This window comes from Streptomyces sp. NBC_00212 (genome assembly GCF_045206365.1).
GTDB lineage: Bacteria > Actinomycetota > Actinomycetes > Streptomycetales > Streptomycetaceae > Streptomyces.
Genome location: NZ_CP108115.1, coordinates 5,561,585 through 5,576,980 on the forward strand (window position 1 = coordinate 5,561,585; position 15,396 = coordinate 5,576,980).

Genomic DNA, 15,396 nt, shown 5'->3' on the forward strand with positions numbered 1-15,396 from the left:
CCGATCCCCTCCGGCACGTAACGCGTCAGGCGATGGGGTTGCTCAGCGTTCCCACCAGTTGCAGCGCGCCCGCCGGATCCGCCAGGTCCACCATCTGTTCGTTGTTGCGGAGCTGGAGGCGGTTCAGGCAGGACAGGGCGAAGTCCGGGGCGAACAGGTCGTACTGCTTGAATTTGTCGGCCAGTTCGGGCTTCGAGGCCTGGTAGGCGGTGACGCAGTCCGTCACCGTCCGCCAGAACGCGGACTCCTCCAGTACTCCTTCCGTCACCAGCGCCGCGTTCAGGAAGCGGAAGAAGCAGTCGAAGACGTCCGTGAACACGGAAAGGAGCTTCATGTCCTCGGGGACGTCCGCGCGGATCCGCTCCACGGCCGGCGGCAGCGCCGCGTCCGGGTCCATGACCGCGATCTCCTCGGCGATGTCCTTGAAGATCGCCCGCGAGACCGTGCCGTCCTCGGCGAGGACCAGGATCACGTTCTCGCCGTGCGGCATGAACACCAGGTCGTACGCGTAGAAGGAGTGCAGGACCGGCACCAGGTACGCGTCCAGGTAGCCGCGCAGCCACTCGGCCGGGGTGCGGCCCGACTCGGCGATCAGGGCGCCCGCGAAGGACGCGCCCTCGTGGTCGGTGTGCAGCAGCGAGGCCATCGTGGCGAGGCGCTCGCCCGGCCGGAGCGAAGGCACCGGGCTCTCGCGCCACAGCGCGGCCAGCATCTTGCGGTACGGGGAGTAGCGGTCGGTGGCCCGCTCGTACTGCTCGTGGCGGTAGCCGATCGCCGCCCGCTCGCGGATGATCGAGAACCGGGCCGCGCGGAACGTGTCGTCCGCCGCGATCAGCCCCGCCAGCCAGTCGTTGATGGCTGGCGTCGCCTCCATGTAGGCGGCCGAAAGCCCGCGCATGAAGCCCATGTTGAGGACCGAGAGCGCCGTTTTGACGTAGTGCTTGGCCGGGTCGCTCGTGTTGAAGAAGGTACGGATCGACTGCTGGGCGAGGTAGTCGTCGTCGCCCTCGCCGAGCAGCACCAGGCGCTCCTGGGCGATCTCGGCGGCGAAGGTCACGGACAGCTTGTTCCACCACTGCCACGGGTGCACCGGCAGGAGGAGGAAGTCGGCCATGTCCAGGCCGCGTTCGGCCAGCCGTGCGGCGAACCGGTCGAGGGTGTCCCGGCCGAGTTCGGTGCGCATCAGCGCCTCGTGGTCCAGGCCCGCGCCCGCCGTGAAGGTGGCGCGGTCGCGGCGGGCCGCCAGCCACAGCAGCCGTACCGGGCTCGCGGTCTCGGGGGCGTACGCGAGGTATTCGTGGACGCCGAAGCCGAGCCGGCCGTTGTTGGCGACGAAGCAGGGGTGGCCCTCGGTCATGCCCGTCTCGATGGCCTGGAAGCCGGAGCGGACGAGCTCGGTGGACGATATCTGAGGCTTCGTCAGTTTGTATGCGGTGCCGGACAGGGTGGAGGAGATCTCCTCCAGGTACACCGGAAGGATCGCGTCGCTCAGGCCCAGCGAGCCGCGCAGTTCGAGGAAGAAGTCCAGTGCGTCCAGCGGGAGTTGGCCATCGGAGCCGTGCCGGGATATCGACTCGGCGAACACCTGCCAGTGGTCGAGGGAGAGCCGGGACGCGGTGAAGCGGTACTCGATCGAGCCGTCGTCGGAGCGGACGGCGTACCGGTCGTCGCCGAGCGGCTCGGGGGTGAGGAGGCGCTCGTGGGCGAACTCGGCGAGCGCCTTGCGGATCAGGAGCCGGTTGGCCTCGGCCCACAGCTCGGGGGTGAGGTGGGTGACCGCGGTGTCGGTGGTCATCGTGCTGCTGCCCCTAGGGTCGTACGGAACTGCTGTCGGGTGCAGAAGGACAGGTAGGCGTCCTTCTCGGGCTTGGCGATCCGCTCGGCGATCTCGAAGCCGACGGCCGCGTTCAGCGCGTGCACCGCCTTGTTGTCGACGTCGGGCTCGACGACGACGCGCTCGGTGGCCGGGTCGGTGAACAGCTCCTCCATCACGGCGGTGATGACGGCCCGCGTGAAGCCGTGCACCGGGGTGTCGGTCGGGGCGACCAGGAAGTGCATGCCGACGTCGCCGGGCAACGGCTCGTACAGGCCGACCAGTTCGACGTACGCCGGGTGGTAGTGCTCCATCAGGAACGCGGGCTCGCCGTCGTGCAGGCCGACGAGGGCGTGGTGGTGCGGGTGGGCGGCGATCGCCATGTACTCGCGCTCGACGTCCTGGAGTTTCGCGTCCTGCATCAGCCAGAACGCGGCCTTGGGGTGGGTCACCCAGGAGTGCACGAGCTCGGCGTCGGACAGCGGGTCGAGCGGCCGGAAGGTGAAGGACCCGAGGGTGGTCTGGTGGCTCATATGGCGAACTCCTGGAAGGCGATGGACTTCTCGACCGGGTAGTACTCGCGGCCGAGCAGCTCGCCGATGATGTACGCGTTGCGGTAGGCGCCCATGCCGAGGTCGGGCGAGGTGATCGAGTGGGTGTGCACGCCGGCGTTCTGGAGGAAGACGCCGTGGCCGGTGGTGTCGATCGAGTAGTTGCGGGCCACGTCGAAGCGCCCGCGCCCGTCGCGCCGCAGCCGGTCGGTGACGGGCGTGAGGAACTCCGGCTCGGCGTACTGGTAGCCGGTGGCCAGGACCAGGCCCTCGGTGCTGAGGGTGTAGTCCTTCTCCTGCTCCTCCTGGCGCAGGCCCAGCGTGTACGTACCCGTCGTGGTGTCGTAACTGGCCGAGCCGAGCGCGGAGTTGGTGAGGAGGCGAGTAGGAACGGGCCCCTTGAGGTTCTTCTGGTAGAGCAGGTCGAAGATGGCGTCGATCAGCTCCGAGTCGATGCCCTTGAAGAGCCCCTTCTGCGCCGATTCGAGCCGGTAGCGGGTGGCCTCGGGCAGCGCGTGGAAGTAGTCGATGTACTCCGGGGACGTCATCTCCAGCGTGAGCTTGGTGTACTCAAGGGGGAAGAAGCGGGGCGAGCGCGTCACCCAGTTCAGCCGGTAGCCGTGGACGTCGGCCTCGGAGAGCAGGTCGTAGTAGATCTCGGCGGCGGACTGCCCGGAGCCGACGATCGTGATCGACTCCTTCGCCTGGAGCGCCTCTTTGTTCTCCAGGTAGCGGGAGTTGTGCAGGAGGTCGCCGCCGAGGCCCCGGCAGGGCTCGGGGATGTGCGGCGGGGTGCCGGTGCCGAGCACGAGACGGCGGGTGCGGAAGGTGTCGCCGGTGGTGGTGGCGACGGCGTACAGCTCGCTCTTCTCGTCGTACGTCACCGACTCGACGGTCCGGCCGAAGCGGATCGAGCTCAGCTTTCCGGCGGCCCAGCGGCAGTAGTCGTTGTACTCGGTGCGCAGCGGATAGAAGTTCTCGCGGATGTAGAACGAGTACAACCGCCCCGATTCCTTCAGGTAGTTGAGGAAGGAGTACGGCGAGGTCGGGTCGGCGAGGGTGACCAGGTCGGACAGGAACGGGGTCTGGAGGTGGGCGCCCTCCAGGAACATTCCGGAGTGCCACTCGAAGTCGGGCTTGGTCTCAAGGAAGAGCCCGTTCAGCTCGTCGATGGGCTCGATGAGGCAGGCGAGCCCGAGGTTGAAGGGGCCGAGCCCGATCCCGATGAAGTCGTACGCCTCGGACGTGCCGGGGGCTTCAGGACGCGTGGACAAGGTTCTCTCCCAGGTACTGCTCGGCGTGGCCGGCGATCAGGTCGAGTACGGCGGCGATGTCGTCGACGCTCGTCTCGGGGTTGAGCAGGGTGAATTTCAGGTACTGGCGGCCGCCGGACTTGGTCCCGGCGACGACGGCCTCGCCGGACGCGAAGAGCGCCTTGCGGGCGTAGAGGTTGGCACGGTCGATCTCGGCGGGCGAGGTGACGGTGTCGGGGATGTAGCGGAAGACGAGGGTGGAGAGCGTGGGCTGCACGACGACGTCGTAGCGGGGGTCGGCGGCGAGCAACTGCCAGCCCTGCTCGGCCAGTTCACACACTTCGTCGAAGAGCGAGCCGATGCCGTCGGCGCCCATGGTGCGCAGGGTCATCCACAGTTTCAGGGCGTCGAAGCGGCGGGTGGTCTGGAGCGACTTGTCCACCTGGTTGGGGATGCGCTCCTCGGCCGCGCGGCGCGGGTTGAGGTAGTCGGCGTGGTACGTCGCGTGGCGCAGCGTGCCCCCGTCGCGGACCAGGACGGCGCTCGAACTCACCGGCTGGAAGAACGACTTGTGGTAGTCGACGGTGACGGAGTCGGCGCGCTCGATGCCGTCGAGCAGGGCGCGGCGGGCGAGGGTCGGCGAGGCGAGCAGCCCGCAGCCGTAGGCGGCGTCCACGTGCATCCAGGCGCCGTACTGGGCGCAGAGCTCGGCGATGCCGGGCAGCGGGTCGATGGAGCCGAAGTCGGTGGTCCCGGCGGTGGCGACGACCGCCATGGGTACGTTGCCCTCGCTCACGCAGTGCTCCAGGGCGCGGGCCAAACCGAGGGTCTGCATGCGCTTGTCGTGGTCGGTGGGGACGGCGACGACCGCGTCCCGTCCCAGGCCGAGCAGTTGGGCCGACTTCTGCACGCTGAAGTGGCTGCACTCGGAGGCGAAGATGCGCAGTCTGGCGAGGTCGGTCGTCTTGGCCTCCTCGCGGGCGAGCAGCAGCGACTGGAGGTTGGACTGGGTGCCGCCGCTGGTGAACACGCCGTCGGCGGCGGGGCCGAGGCCTATGCGCTGTGCGGTCCAGTCGATGAGCCGGCGCTCGATGAGGGTGCCGCCGGCGCTCTGGTCCCAGGTGTCGAGCGAGGAGTTGACGGCCGAGAGCACGGCCTCGCCGAGCACGGCGGGGATGACGACCGGGCAGTTGAGGTGGGCGAGGTAGCGGGGGTGGTGGAAGTAGACGGCGTCGCGGAGGTAGACGTCTTCGAGCTCGTCCAGGACGGCGGAGGCGTCGCCGAGCGGGGCGTCGAGGTCGATGCCGTCGATGACCGGGGCGAGCTCGTCGACGCCGACGCCGCTGAACGGCTGCCGGGTCGTGGCGAGTTTGCGCGCCACCCGCTCGACTCCTTCGGTCACGGAGCGCCGGTAGTGCTCCGCGGTCGTGTCGTTGAGCAGATGCGAACGCATGGGGGTGTCCTCCGGGTCGGGAGCGGCGGGCCCTCCGGGCGGGAAGGGGGGTGTTGCGAGGGCCGCGATCTCGTAAGTGAGGTTAGCCTAACCTTAGTGGTGGGCTCAATGCGGGGGGCGGGGGTTCCCCACCCTGCCCACCCGTTCTGCTGGGCCGGAGGGTTCGGGCGCCAGTAGTGGGTGCCTCGCCGTTGGCGGCCGCGGGCCGGAGGGGTGGGCTCCCGCCCGCACCTCCGGCGAGATCGGGTTGGTCCGGCGCCTGATGGCCTTGCGGGTTCGGTGAGTTGGAGGGTGGGCGGCGTGGCTCGTGTCCACGCAAGTGATGTACGGCGCTGAGCAGGCCGCCCGGCCCCGCGTATGTCGGCTCGTGTGTCGGAGGTTGGGCGCCCAAGATCGGTACGCCACGTCCGTGGACGTGACCGGCGGCGTCGGGTGTTGGCGAGGCGGGCTCGCAGGGATTGGTGGCCCGGGGGGTGCCCCGAAGGGGGTGCAGGGGGCGTAGCCCCCCCCGCGGGGGTTTGGGGCGTAGCCCCAGGGGGCGAACCTTTCGACCTCCGTCACGGGCGGGAGGGTGGGCCAGTGCCCCTGGGGCCCAGCCCACCCAGCGCTGGGTAACGGGCGGTTGGGTGGGAAACCTCCGGGGTTCGGGGCGGAGCCCCGAGGGGTGCCTGACCTCCGAGGGGTGCCCGGGGCTCGGGGGGCGGCATCCCGGCCCCGGGTGGAACGTGGGTGGGTGAGCCTCCCCAGGGGTCGAGCCGAACGGCCCCGCGCAGCGGGTGGATGAAGTGAACCCCGCGCACGCCAGCCCCCCCCCGGCACTCAACACCTACGCCGCCGCCCGAAGCTCATCCTCCGACCGGCCCCGGCGCCAGTACCCCACGAACGTCACCCGCCCCCGGTCCACCCCGCGCTCCCCCACGAAGTGCCGCCTCAGCGAACGTACTTGGGATGCCTCGCCCGCGATCCAGACGTACGGGGAGGCGCCGGGCAGGGGCGCGGAGTCGATCGCGTCCAGGGCGGAGGCCGAGGCCTCCGGCAGCCACGTCACCTCCGCGTCCGCCGCCGTCGGCAACGGCATCGCGTCCCCGGCGGACGGCACCGTGATCCAGACCCGGGCCGGCATGCCCGAGGGGAGCCATTCGAGGATGGCCGCCGCGGCCGGCAGCGCCGTCTCGTCGGCCCAGATGACGACGGAGTCGGTCCCGGCCGGCGGTCGGAAACGTACCGCCGTGTTGTCCGCGACGGCCGGGCCGAGGACCGTAACCCGGGCGCCCGGCCGCGCGGAGCCCGCCCAGCGGCACGCGGGCCCGCCGTCGTCGTGCAGCGCGAAGTCGATGTCGAGTTCGCACGCCCCGTCAGGAGCGCGGCGCTGCGCGCGGACCGTGTACGAGCGCATGACGGCCCGTACGTCGTCGGGCAGCGCGCGGTACGCGCCCCACCAGCCCTCCGCGCCATCGGTGGGCGGCAGGACGGGCGCCTCCTGGCCGGGGTGTGGCAGGAAGAGGGACAGGCTCTGGTCGCGGCCTCCGGCGGCGAACGACGAGAGGTCCTCGTCGCCGAAGCCGCCGAAGGTGACCCGCATCAGCGACGGGCCGAGCCGCCGGGCCCGTACCACGCGCAGATCGAAGAGGCGGAAGGGGGCAGTGGCGTTCTCGGCCGGTGCGGGCATCGTCAGGCGACCTTCTTCGCGTTCTCGATGGCCTTGGCGAGCGCGTCGACGATGGGCGCGACGCGCGCGTAGGAGTAGATCGGCTCGGTCAGGCGCGGCACGACCTGGTTGGCCTTGACGGCGGGCAGCTGCCCCCACGTCGGCTTGTTGCCGAGGTCGCCCGGCTGCAGGGTGCCGGTGCGGTTGTCCATGAGGATCAGGTCCGCCGGGTACTTGGCGACGTTCTCCCAGCTGAGCGACTCGAAGAAGCCCTGCGAGTCGACCTTCGGGGTGACGAACCGGACGCCCAGCTCCTGGAAGTACCGGGTGTCGCAGCTCCGCTTGGCCTCGGAGACGTAGAACAGGTCCGGGCTCGCCGAGCCGAGCAGCACCCGGATCCCGGGGTTCGCCTTCGCGGCGGCGCGCAGCCGGGCGGAGGCCTTCTCGAAGGCGGCCTTCGCGTCGGTGACCTTCTTCGCGTTGACGTCGGCGCCAAGGGACTTGGCGAGGTCCACGCGGCGCTGAAGGGCCGCGGGCATGCTCTGGTCGGCCGCCCAGAGGGCCACGCTCGGCGCCAGCGCGAGGATCTTGTCCTTGCTGTTGTCCGGCACGTACCAGAGGACGTCCTTCTGCCACATGTCCGTGATCAGCACGTCGGGCTGGAGCGCCGCGTACTTCTCGACGCTGAACTCGCCGTAGGTGTTGCCGATGATCTCGACCTTGCTGATGTCGAGGTCTCCGGCCTGCACATCGGCCTTGCCGTCCTTCGTCTTTGTGGGCCCGAAGACGCCCTTGACCTGGATCCCGTAGTCGAACAGGGCGGCCGCGGTGCCGGTGTAGGCGACGATGTTCTTCGGCAGCGCCTTGGTCTCGGCGGTCTTCCCGCGGTCGTCCTTGAACGACCAGGGCCCGGACTTGGCCGTCTTGCCGCTGTCCGCCGAGCCGCTCTTCTTGTCGCCGCCGCCGCAGGCGGTGAGCGCGGCGCCGATGCCGATCGCGCCGCCCATGGCCAGCAGGCCGCGACGGGTGGGCAGGGACGCTCGGGCGAGGGGCATGACGGTGTCCGCTTTCATACGTACGTGCCGGGGACCGGCCACTGGCTGGTTGCGAAGATAGGTTAGCCTAACCTCATCGCCTGTCCAGTGGCTGGTTCCGACGGCCGGTCCCGAGCGGCCCTCCGCACAGCCCTCCGGGGGCCCGCTACACGCCGAACTCGGCCCGGCACGCGTCGAGCCCCACGACCCGTACGTCCACCGTGCGACGGTGCTCCCACTCCGCGCGCTCCAGGCGCAGCCGTCGCAGGGTGACCGGGCGGTCCCGTACGACGGCGGTCGTGAGGCCGTTGTCCCGGTAGCCGAGGCGCCGCGAGACGCCGAGGGAGCGCGGGTTGTCGGTCATCGCGGCCGAGACCGCGGCGCGGGCGCCGAGCCCGGCGAACGCCAAGTGCAGCGCGGCCGCCCGCATTTCGGTGCCGATGCCCCGGCCCTGATGGGCCAGACCCAGCCAGGAGCCCGTCTCCGCCTCGCGGGTCACGGCGTAGGAGCTCGCCATCAGGTCCTGGCGGCCGACCACCTTGCCCTCGTGCAGTACGGCGAGGCTCAGCGTCCAGTCGCCGGGGGACCAGTTCGCGATGGTGGCGAGCACGTGCTGGTAGACGGCGCGGCCGCGGTCGGCGGGGGAGCCGTCGGTCCAGGGGAAGGTGAACGGCATGCGGTCCGGCGCGTGGACGCCGTCCGCCGCCACCTGGGCGAGCTCGGACAGCAACTCCGTGTCGGGCAGGCGCAGTTCGAGGCGCGGGGTGCGTATACGGAGGCCGTGCAGCGGCCACCAGGCGTGGGGTTCCATGGGCCGACTCTGCCGGGCGGCCCCCGCCCTGTCGATCGAATTGGCCGAGGCGACGGCGCTACCGCCCCAGCAGCGACGCCTGCCGGGCCAGCGGCGCGTACGTGAACCGCACCTTGTGCGAGGGGCTCGGCTCGTACGTCCGCAGGCAGGCCGCGCAGTGCCAGTGCCAGCGGTCGGCGGCGCCCGGCGCCGTGGCCGAGGTGTCCTTCCACAGCGGTGGACGGCTCGCGCAGCTGGGGCAGTTCGGCGGGTTCACCCTGACAGGGTGCGGCCCCGGGCACCCGAGGGCGGGGACGACGCGAGCGTCACCACTCCTTCGGGGGACCCGGGGCGCAGGGGCCGGGTCCTGCGGGGACCCGGGGCACAAAGGTCAGGAAGACAGCCCCAGTTCACGCGCGATCAGCATCCGCTGCACCTCGCTCGTGCCCTCGCCGATCTCCAGGATCTTGGAGTCGCGCCACATGCGGGCCACCGGGTACTCGTTCATGAAGCCGTAGCCGCCGAAGATCTGCGTGCCCTCGCGGGCGTTGTCGACCGCCACCGTCGAGGAGTACAGCTTCGCGAGCGCCGCCTCCTTCTTGAACGGCTCGCCGTGCACCAGGCGGGACGCGGCGTCGCGCCAGCCGACCCGGGCCATGTGGGCCCGCAGCTCCATGTCGGCGATCTTGAACTGGATGGCCTGGTTGTCGCCGATCGGCCGGCCGAAGGCGTGCCGCTCCTTCGCGTACTTCACCGACTCGTCCACACAGCCCTGCGCCAGACCCGTCGCGAGTGCCGAGATCGCGATGCGGCCCTCGTCCAGGATGCGCAGGAACTGGGCGTACCCGCGGCCCTCTTCGCCGAGCAGGTTCGCCACCGGGACGCGCACGTCCGAGAAGGCCAGCTCGCGGGTGTCCGAGGCGTTCCAGCCGACCTTCGAGTACGGGGCCGCGACCGTGAAGCCCGGGGTGCCGGACGGCACGATGATCGAGGAGATCAGCGGGCGGCCGTCCTCCTTGCGGCCGGTGACCGCGGTGACGGTGACCAGGCCCGTGATGTCCGTACCGGAGTTGGTGATGAAGCACTTCGAGCCGTTGATGACCCACTCGTCGCCGTCGCGCACCGCCGTGGTCCGGGTGCCGCCCGCGTCCGAGCCGCAGTCCGGCTCGGTCAGGCCGAACGCGCCCAGCATCTCCCCGGAGCAGAGCTTCGGCAGCCACTGACGCTTCTGCTCCTCCGTACCGAACCGGAAGACCGGCATCGCGCCCAGCGAGACGCCCGCCTCCAGGGTGATGGCCACCGACGAGTCGACGCGGGCCAGCTCCTCCAGGGCGATGCCGAGCGCGAGGTAGTCGCCGCCCATGCCCCCGTACTCCTCGGGGAACGGCAGCCCGAACAGGCCCATGCGGCCCATCTCGCGGATGATCTCGTACGGGAACTCGTGGCGCTCGTAGAAGTCGCCGATCTTCGGGGCGACGACGTCGTGGGCGAACTCCTCGACGGTACGGCGGAGTTCCTCGTGCTCGGGGGTGAGGCGGTGGTCGAGGGGCATGGCTACGACTCCTGGTGGGAGAGGGCACGTACGGTGCGGGAGGGGCTGGGGCGGCCCAGCTGGTCGGCCATCCACACGCTGGTGGCGGTGAGCCGGCCGAGGTCGACCCCGGTGTCGATACCGAGGCCCTGGAGCATCCACACGAGGTCTTCGGTGGCGAGGTTTCCGGTCGCGGACTTGGCGTAGGGGCAGCCGCCGAGGCCGCCGGCCGAGGCGTCCACGGTGCTCACGCCGTGCTGGAGGGCGGCGAGCGTGTTGGACAGGGCCTGGCCGTAGGTGTCGTGGAAGTGCACCCCGATGGCGCTGGTGCGCACGCCCTCCTCGTTGAGCTCGGCGAGCAGCGTCTGCACGTGGGCGGGCGTGGCCACGCCGATGGTGTCGCCCAGGCTCAGCTCGTCGCAGCCCATGTCCATCAGGGCTTTGGCGACCCGGACGACCTGGTGGACCGGCACCGCGCCTTCCCACGGGTCGCCGAAGCACATCGACAGATAGCCCCGCACATGGGCGCGGTCGGCCTTGGCGCGGGCGACGACCGGCTCGAACATGGCGAGCGACTCGTCGACCGTGCGGTTCAGATTGGCCTTGGCGAAGGACTCGGTGGCGCTGGCGAACACCGCGATCCGGTGGGCGCCGAGCGCGAGCGCCCGGTCCAGACCCCGCTCGTTCGGCACGAGGACGGGGAGAGCGACGCCCGGCAGATCGCCGAGCATCGGGAACAGCTGCTCCGCGTCGGCGAGTTGGGGCACCCACTTGGGGTGCACGAAGCTCGTCGCCTCGATGGTGGTCAGGCCCGCCGCGGCCAAGCGGTGCACGAACTCCGCCTTGACCTCGGTCGGCACGACCGACTTCTCGTTCTGCAGCCCGTCGCGCGCCCCGACCTCGTGGATGCGGACGTGGGCCGGGAGGTCCTGCGCCGGAACGACCATGGGGAGGGTCATGAGGTCTTCTCCTCGGGGGTCTCCTGGACCGTCTCCTGCGCGGCCGGTGTGACGACGGCCAGGACCTGGTCCATGGCCACGGTCGAGCCGGGGGTGACGTCGAGCTCGGTGACCGTGCCCGCGTGCGGGGCGGAGATGACGTGCTCCATCTTCATGGCCTCGACCACCAACAGGCTCTGCCCGGCGTCGACTTCGTCGCCGACCGCCACCTTCACGACGGTGACCGTGCCCGGCATGGGCGCGGCCAGGGTGTCGGCGCCGCCGTGCACCTTGCCGCTCAAGGCCGCCTCGACGGGGTCGTGGTCGGTGACGTGCCAGCTGTCGCCGTCCCGGCCGAGCCAGCTTCCGGCCCGGTGGAAGGTGTGGGTGACGCCGTCCAGCTCGACGGTGACCCGGTCCCGCTCGACCCGGCCGGACCCCGAGGCCCGCACCGGCTCGTTGCCGGGCACCTTCAGCCAGTGGGCGAGCGGCGCGGGTTCGCCGCCCATCCGCCACCCGCTCGGCACCGAGAACGGGTCGGTCCAGCCGTCGACCGGGGCGGGCCGCAGCGCGTCGAGCCGTACCGCCGCGGCAGCCGCGTACACCTCGTCCGGTACGCCGTCCGGGACCAGCGAATCCGCCTCGCGCTCCACCAGGCCGGTGTCCAACTCGCCCGCCACCACGGCCGGATGGGCCAGCAGGCGGCGCAGGAACCCCGCGTTGGTGGGCACGCCGAGCGTCACCGTGTCGGCGAGTGCCGCGCGCAGCTTGCGCAGCGCGGTCGCCCGGTCGGGCCCGTACGCGATGACCTTGGACAGCATCGGGTCGTACAGGCTGCCGACCTCGGTGCCCTCGCTCAGGCCCGAGTCCGTACGGACTCCGTCGCCCTGCGGCTCGCGCAGGCTCAGGACCGTACCGCCGGAGGGCAGGAAGCCGCGGGAAGGGTCCTCGGCGCAGATGCGGGCCTCGATGGCGTGGCCGGTGAGGGTGATGTCCTTCTGCTCGTACGGGAGTCGCTCGCCCGCGGCCACCCTGAGCTGCCACTCCACCAGGTCGATGCCGCCCCCGGCGGCAGCCGGACCGATGGATGCGACGAGTTCGGTCACCGGGTGCTCGACCTGGAGGCGGGTGTTCATCTCCATGAAGTAGTACGAGGACGGGTCTTTGCCCGGGACGATGAACTCGACGGTGCCCGCTCCCGCGTAGCCGCACGAGCGGGCCGCCTGGACGGCCGCCTCGCCCATCGCGGCACGGGTCGCCTCGTCGAGCAGGACGCTGGGCGCCTCCTCGATGATCTTCTGGTGGCGGCGCTGGAGCGAGCACTCGCGCTCGCCGAGGTGGATCACGTTGCCGTGGCCGTCGGCCAGGACCTGGATCTCGATGTGGCGCGGCCGGTCGATCCACCGCTCCACGAGCAGGGTGTCGTCGCCGAAGGAGGCGCGGGCCTCGCGGCGGGCGGCCGCGATCTCGTCGCCGAGCAGCGCCTCGTCGCGGACCAGGCGCATGCCCTTGCCGCCGCCGCCCGCGCTCGGCTTGAGCAGCACGGGCATGCCGATCTCCCGCGCCGCGTCGGCCAGTTGACTGTCCGTCAGGCCGCTTCCCGAGGAGCCCGGCACGACCGGAACCCCGGCCGCCTGCACGGTCTCCTTGGCGCGGATCTTGTCGCCCATCAGGGAGATCGCCTCGGCGGGCGGCCCGATGAAGACCAGGCCGGCGTCGGCGCAGGCCTGGGCGAACGCCGCGTTCTCCGCGAGGAAGCCGTAGCCCGGGTGGACGGCCTGGGCGCCGGTGCGCAGCGCCGCCTCGACGATCCGCTCGGGGCGCAGATAGCTCTCGGACGCCGCCGCGGGGCCGATGCGTACCGCCGTGTCCGCCTCCCGGACGTGGCGCGCGTCGGCGTCCGCGTCGGAGAAGACGGCGACCGAGCGGATGCCGAGCCCGCGCAGCGTGCGGATGACGCGGACCGCGATCTCGCCCCGGTTGGCGACGAGCACGGTCGTGAACATGGGAGCCATGGGAGCCCTCACCGTAGAAGTCGACATGGACGTCGTCATATCCGTCACGTCCGTCACATCCGGAAGACGCCGAAGGCGGGGTCGGCGAGCGGGGCGTTGGCGCAGGCGGTCAGGGCCAGGCCCAGGACCTGGCGGGTGTCGACCGGGTCGATCACCCCGTCGTCCCAGAGCCGGGCGGTCGCGTAATAGGCGTTGCCCTGCGTCTCGTACTGCTCGCGGATGGGAGCCTTGAAGGCCTCCTCGTCCTCGGCGCTCCAGTCGTCGCCCAACTGGTCGCGCTTGACGGTCGCGAGAACCGAGGCGGCCTGCTCGCCGCCCATCACCGAGATCTTGGCGTTGGGCCACATCCACAGGAAGCGCGGGCTGTAGGCCCGGCCGCACATCGAGTAGTTGCCCGCGCCGTAGGAGCCGCCGACGACGACGGTCAGCTTCGGCACGCGCGTGCAGGCGACCGCCGTCACCATCTTCGCGCCGTGCTTGGCGATGCCGCCCGCCTCGTAGTCACGGCCGACCATGAAGCCCGAGATGTTCTGCAGGAACACCAGCGGGATGCCGCGCTGGTCGCACAGCTCGATGAAGTGGGCGCCCTTCTGGGCGGATTCGGAGAACAGGATGCCGTTGTTGGCGACGATCCCGACCGGGTGGCCGTGGATCCGGGCGAATCCGGTGACCAACGTCTGCCCGAACTCCGACTTGAACTCCTGGAAGCGCGAACCGTCGACGACCCGGGCGATCACTTCCCGTACGTCGTAGGGCGTGCGCGAGTCGACCGGCACCGCGCCGTACAGACCGAACGGGTCGGCCTTCGGCTCCTCGGCCGGCTCGACCGACCAGGGCAGCGGGCCGCGGTCGGGAAGCGTGGCCACGATGTTGCGGACGATCCTCAGCGCGTGCGCGTCGTCCTCGGCCAGGTGGTCGGTGACGCCCGAGACGCGCGAGTGCACCTCGCCGCCGCCGAGCTCCTCGGCCGTGACGACCTCGCCGGTCGCCGCCTTCACCAGCGGGGGGCCGCCCAGGAAGATCGTGCCCTGATTGCGGACGATCACGGCCTCGTCGCTCATCGCCGGGACGTACGCCCCGCCGGCCGTGCAGGATCCGAGCACGGCGGCGATCTGCGGAATCCCGGCACCCGACATCCGGGCCTGGTTGTAGAAGATCCGCCCGAAGTGCTCGCGGTCGGGGAAGACCTCGTCCTGCATCGGCAGGAAGGCGCCGCCCGAGTCGACCAGGTAGAGGCAGGGGAGGCGGTTTTCGAGCGCCACCTCCTGGGCCCGCAGGTGCTTCTTCACCGTCATCGGGTAGTACGTGCCGCCCTTGACCGTGGCGTCATTGGCGACGATCACGCACTCGCGGCCGCTGACCCGGCCGATCCCGGCGATCACGCCGGCGGCCGGCGCCTGCCCGCCGTACATGCCCTCGGCGGCCAGCGGGGCCAGCTCAAGGAAGGGCGAGCCGGGGTCGAGGAGGGTGTCGACGCGTTCCCTCGGCAGCAGCTTGCCGCGCGCGACATGCCGCTCGCGGGACCGCTCACCCCCGCCGAGCCGGGCCGCGGCGAGCTTCGCCCGCAGCTCCTCGCCGAGCGCGCGGTGCGCCGCCTCGTTGGCCCGCCAGGCCTCGGAGGCGGGATCTTCCGCACTCCCCAGGACCGGTGCCTGCTGCATCGTGTCGAGCCCCCTTGCCCGTACGCGGCGACGTCAACGGATGTTAATGACCGTTAACTCGTTTCCCTCAGGTTAACGAGCGCTAACCGCATTGTCTAGAATGAATTCCCATGAGCACCCGTACCGACGCCCCTACCCGCCGCGAGCAGATCCTGCGCGAGGCCGCCCGCCTCTTCGCCGAGCGCGGTTTCCACGGCGTCGGCGTCGACGAGATAGGGGCCGCCGTCGGCATCAGCGGCCCCGGTCTGTACCGGCACTTCGCGGGCAAGGACGCGATGCTGGCCGAGCTGCTCGTCGGCATCAGCGGGCGGCTGTACGACGGCGGGCGCAAGCGGGCCGCCGAGGCCGCGGGCGACCCCGAGCGCCTGCTCGGCGCGCTCATCGACGGGCACATCGACTTCGCGCTCGACGACCGGGCGCTGATCACCCTGCACGACCGCGAGCTCGACCGGCTCCGCGACAGCGACCGCAAGCTGGTGCGCCAGCTCCAGCGGCAGTACGTCGAGCTGTGGGTCGGCGTCGTGCGCGAGCTGTACCCGCCGGTGCCGGAGGCGGAGGTGCGCGGGGCGGTGCACGCGGTGTTCGGCCTGCTCAACTCGACGCCCCACCTGGGCACTTACGGCAGCGGACTGCCCGGCCGCGCGGCCACCGAGGCGTTGCTGCGCCGCCTGGCGCACGGGGCCTTCGCCTCCCTGGACACGCTCTGAGC

The 15,396-nt window shown here is 71.1% G+C and carries 13 protein-coding genes; 1 reads left to right on the top strand and 12 read right to left on the bottom strand.

Translation table 11 applies throughout. The features are described from left to right. Positions 1–25 precede the first annotated feature (25 nt). The 12 genes from OHA17_RS25535 to OHA17_RS25590 all read right to left on the bottom strand — a co-directional run bounded on the left by OHA17_RS25535 (position 26) and on the right by OHA17_RS25590 (position 14,687). Positions 26–1,795 (bottom strand): IucA/IucC family protein, encoded by a 1,770-nt coding sequence (locus OHA17_RS25535; protein WP_406508524.1) that lies wholly within the window; start codon positions 1,793–1,795, stop codon positions 26–28. Beyond that, positions 1,792–2,346, bottom strand: coding sequence for a GNAT family N-acetyltransferase (locus tag OHA17_RS25540; protein ID WP_406508525.1), 555 nt, complete (start codon positions 2,344–2,346; stop codon positions 1,792–1,794). Before OHA17_RS25540 ends, OHA17_RS25535 begins: the two co-directional genes overlap by 4 nt. Next, the gene (locus tag OHA17_RS25545) at positions 2,343–3,638 is read right to left on the bottom strand and encodes a lysine N(6)-hydroxylase/L-ornithine N(5)-oxygenase family protein (RefSeq protein ID WP_406508526.1); all 1,296 of its coding nucleotides are present in this window, start codon (positions 3,636–3,638) and stop codon (positions 2,343–2,345) included. Before OHA17_RS25545 ends, OHA17_RS25540 begins: the two co-directional genes overlap by 4 nt. Further along, positions 3,622–5,070, bottom strand: a complete 1,449-nt coding sequence (locus OHA17_RS25550) for a pyridoxal phosphate-dependent decarboxylase family protein (protein ID WP_406508527.1) — start codon at positions 5,068–5,070, stop codon at positions 3,622–3,624. Before OHA17_RS25550 ends, OHA17_RS25545 begins: the two co-directional genes overlap by 17 nt. A gap of 826 nt (positions 5,071–5,896) precedes the next feature. Continuing rightward, a complete protein-coding gene (locus OHA17_RS25555) occupies positions 5,897–6,739 on the bottom strand; it encodes a siderophore-interacting protein (RefSeq protein ID WP_406508528.1) in 843 nt (280 codons plus the stop codon). Between the two features lie 2 nt (positions 6,740–6,741). Next, positions 6,742–7,773, bottom strand: coding sequence for an ABC transporter substrate-binding protein (locus tag OHA17_RS25560; protein WP_406508529.1), 1,032 nt, complete (start codon positions 7,771–7,773; stop codon positions 6,742–6,744). A 145-nt stretch (positions 7,774–7,918) separates the two neighbouring features. Beyond that, entirely contained in the window at positions 7,919–8,563 is a 645-nt protein-coding gene (locus OHA17_RS25565) for a GNAT family N-acetyltransferase (protein ID WP_406508530.1), read from the bottom strand. A gap of 58 nt (positions 8,564–8,621) precedes the next feature. Further along, positions 8,622–8,819 (bottom strand): hypothetical protein, encoded by a 198-nt coding sequence (locus OHA17_RS25570; protein ID WP_398872107.1) that lies wholly within the window; start codon positions 8,817–8,819, stop codon positions 8,622–8,624. 114 nt (positions 8,820–8,933) lie between these two features. After that, the gene (locus OHA17_RS25575) at positions 8,934–10,094 is read right to left on the bottom strand and encodes an acyl-CoA dehydrogenase family protein (protein ID WP_053724537.1); all 1,161 of its coding nucleotides are present in this window, start codon (positions 10,092–10,094) and stop codon (positions 8,934–8,936) included. A 2-nt stretch (positions 10,095–10,096) separates the two neighbouring features. After that, the gene (locus tag OHA17_RS25580; RefSeq protein ID WP_406508531.1) at positions 10,097–11,032 is read right to left on the bottom strand and encodes a hydroxymethylglutaryl-CoA lyase; all 936 of its coding nucleotides are present in this window, start codon (positions 11,030–11,032) and stop codon (positions 10,097–10,099) included. After that, positions 11,029–13,017, bottom strand: coding sequence for a biotin carboxylase N-terminal domain-containing protein (locus OHA17_RS25585; RefSeq protein ID WP_406508532.1), 1,989 nt, complete (start codon positions 13,015–13,017; stop codon positions 11,029–11,031). The genes OHA17_RS25580 and OHA17_RS25585 overlap by 4 nt, the downstream gene beginning before the upstream one ends. Before the next feature lie 62 nt (positions 13,018–13,079). Beyond that, positions 13,080–14,687: a carboxyl transferase domain-containing protein gene (locus OHA17_RS25590; RefSeq protein ID WP_406508533.1), complete on the bottom strand. Its 1,608-nt coding sequence runs from the start codon at positions 14,685–14,687 to the stop codon at positions 13,080–13,082. A 110-nt stretch (positions 14,688–14,797) separates the two neighbouring features. Between OHA17_RS25590 and OHA17_RS25595 the strand changes: the two genes are divergently transcribed. Further along, complete coding sequence (locus OHA17_RS25595; RefSeq protein WP_406508534.1) at positions 14,798–15,394, top strand: TetR/AcrR family transcriptional regulator; 597 nt, start codon at positions 14,798–14,800, stop codon at positions 15,392–15,394. The last annotated feature ends 2 nt before the right edge of the window (positions 15,395–15,396 follow it).

What these genes read in the sequence shown, in the direction of transcription:
- OHA17_RS25535 (WP_406508524.1), bottom strand. Translation starts at nt 1,795, where the DNA reads ATGACCACCGACACCGCGGTCACCCACCTCACCCCCGAGCTGTGGGCC.
- OHA17_RS25540 (WP_406508525.1), bottom strand. Translation starts at nt 2,346, where the DNA reads ATGAGCCACCAGACCACCCTCGGGTCCTTCACCTTCCGGCCGCTCGAC.
- OHA17_RS25550 (WP_406508527.1), bottom strand. Translation starts at nt 5,070, where the DNA reads ATGCGTTCGCATCTGCTCAACGACACGACCGCGGAGCACTACCGGCGC.
- OHA17_RS25555 (WP_406508528.1), bottom strand. Translation starts at nt 6,739, where the DNA reads ATGCCCGCACCGGCCGAGAACGCCACTGCCCCCTTCCGCCTCTTCGAT.
- OHA17_RS25560 (WP_406508529.1), bottom strand. Translation starts at nt 7,773, where the DNA reads ATGCCCCTCGCCCGAGCGTCCCTGCCCACCCGTCGCGGCCTGCTGGCC.
- OHA17_RS25565 (WP_406508530.1), bottom strand. Translation starts at nt 8,563, where the DNA reads ATGGAACCCCACGCCTGGTGGCCGCTGCACGGCCTCCGTATACGCACC.
- OHA17_RS25575 (WP_053724537.1), bottom strand. Translation starts at nt 10,094, where the DNA reads ATGCCCCTCGACCACCGCCTCACCCCCGAGCACGAGGAACTCCGCCGT.
- OHA17_RS25580 (WP_406508531.1), bottom strand. Translation starts at nt 11,032, where the DNA reads ATGACCCTCCCCATGGTCGTTCCGGCGCAGGACCTCCCGGCCCACGTC.
- OHA17_RS25585 (WP_406508532.1), bottom strand. Translation starts at nt 13,017, where the DNA reads ATGTTCACGACCGTGCTCGTCGCCAACCGGGGCGAGATCGCGGTCCGC.
- OHA17_RS25590 (WP_406508533.1), bottom strand. Translation starts at nt 14,687, where the DNA reads ATGCAGCAGGCACCGGTCCTGGGGAGTGCGGAAGATCCCGCCTCCGAG.
- OHA17_RS25595 (WP_406508534.1), top strand. Translation starts at nt 14,798, where the DNA reads ATGAGCACCCGTACCGACGCCCCTACCCGCCGCGAGCAGATCCTGCGC.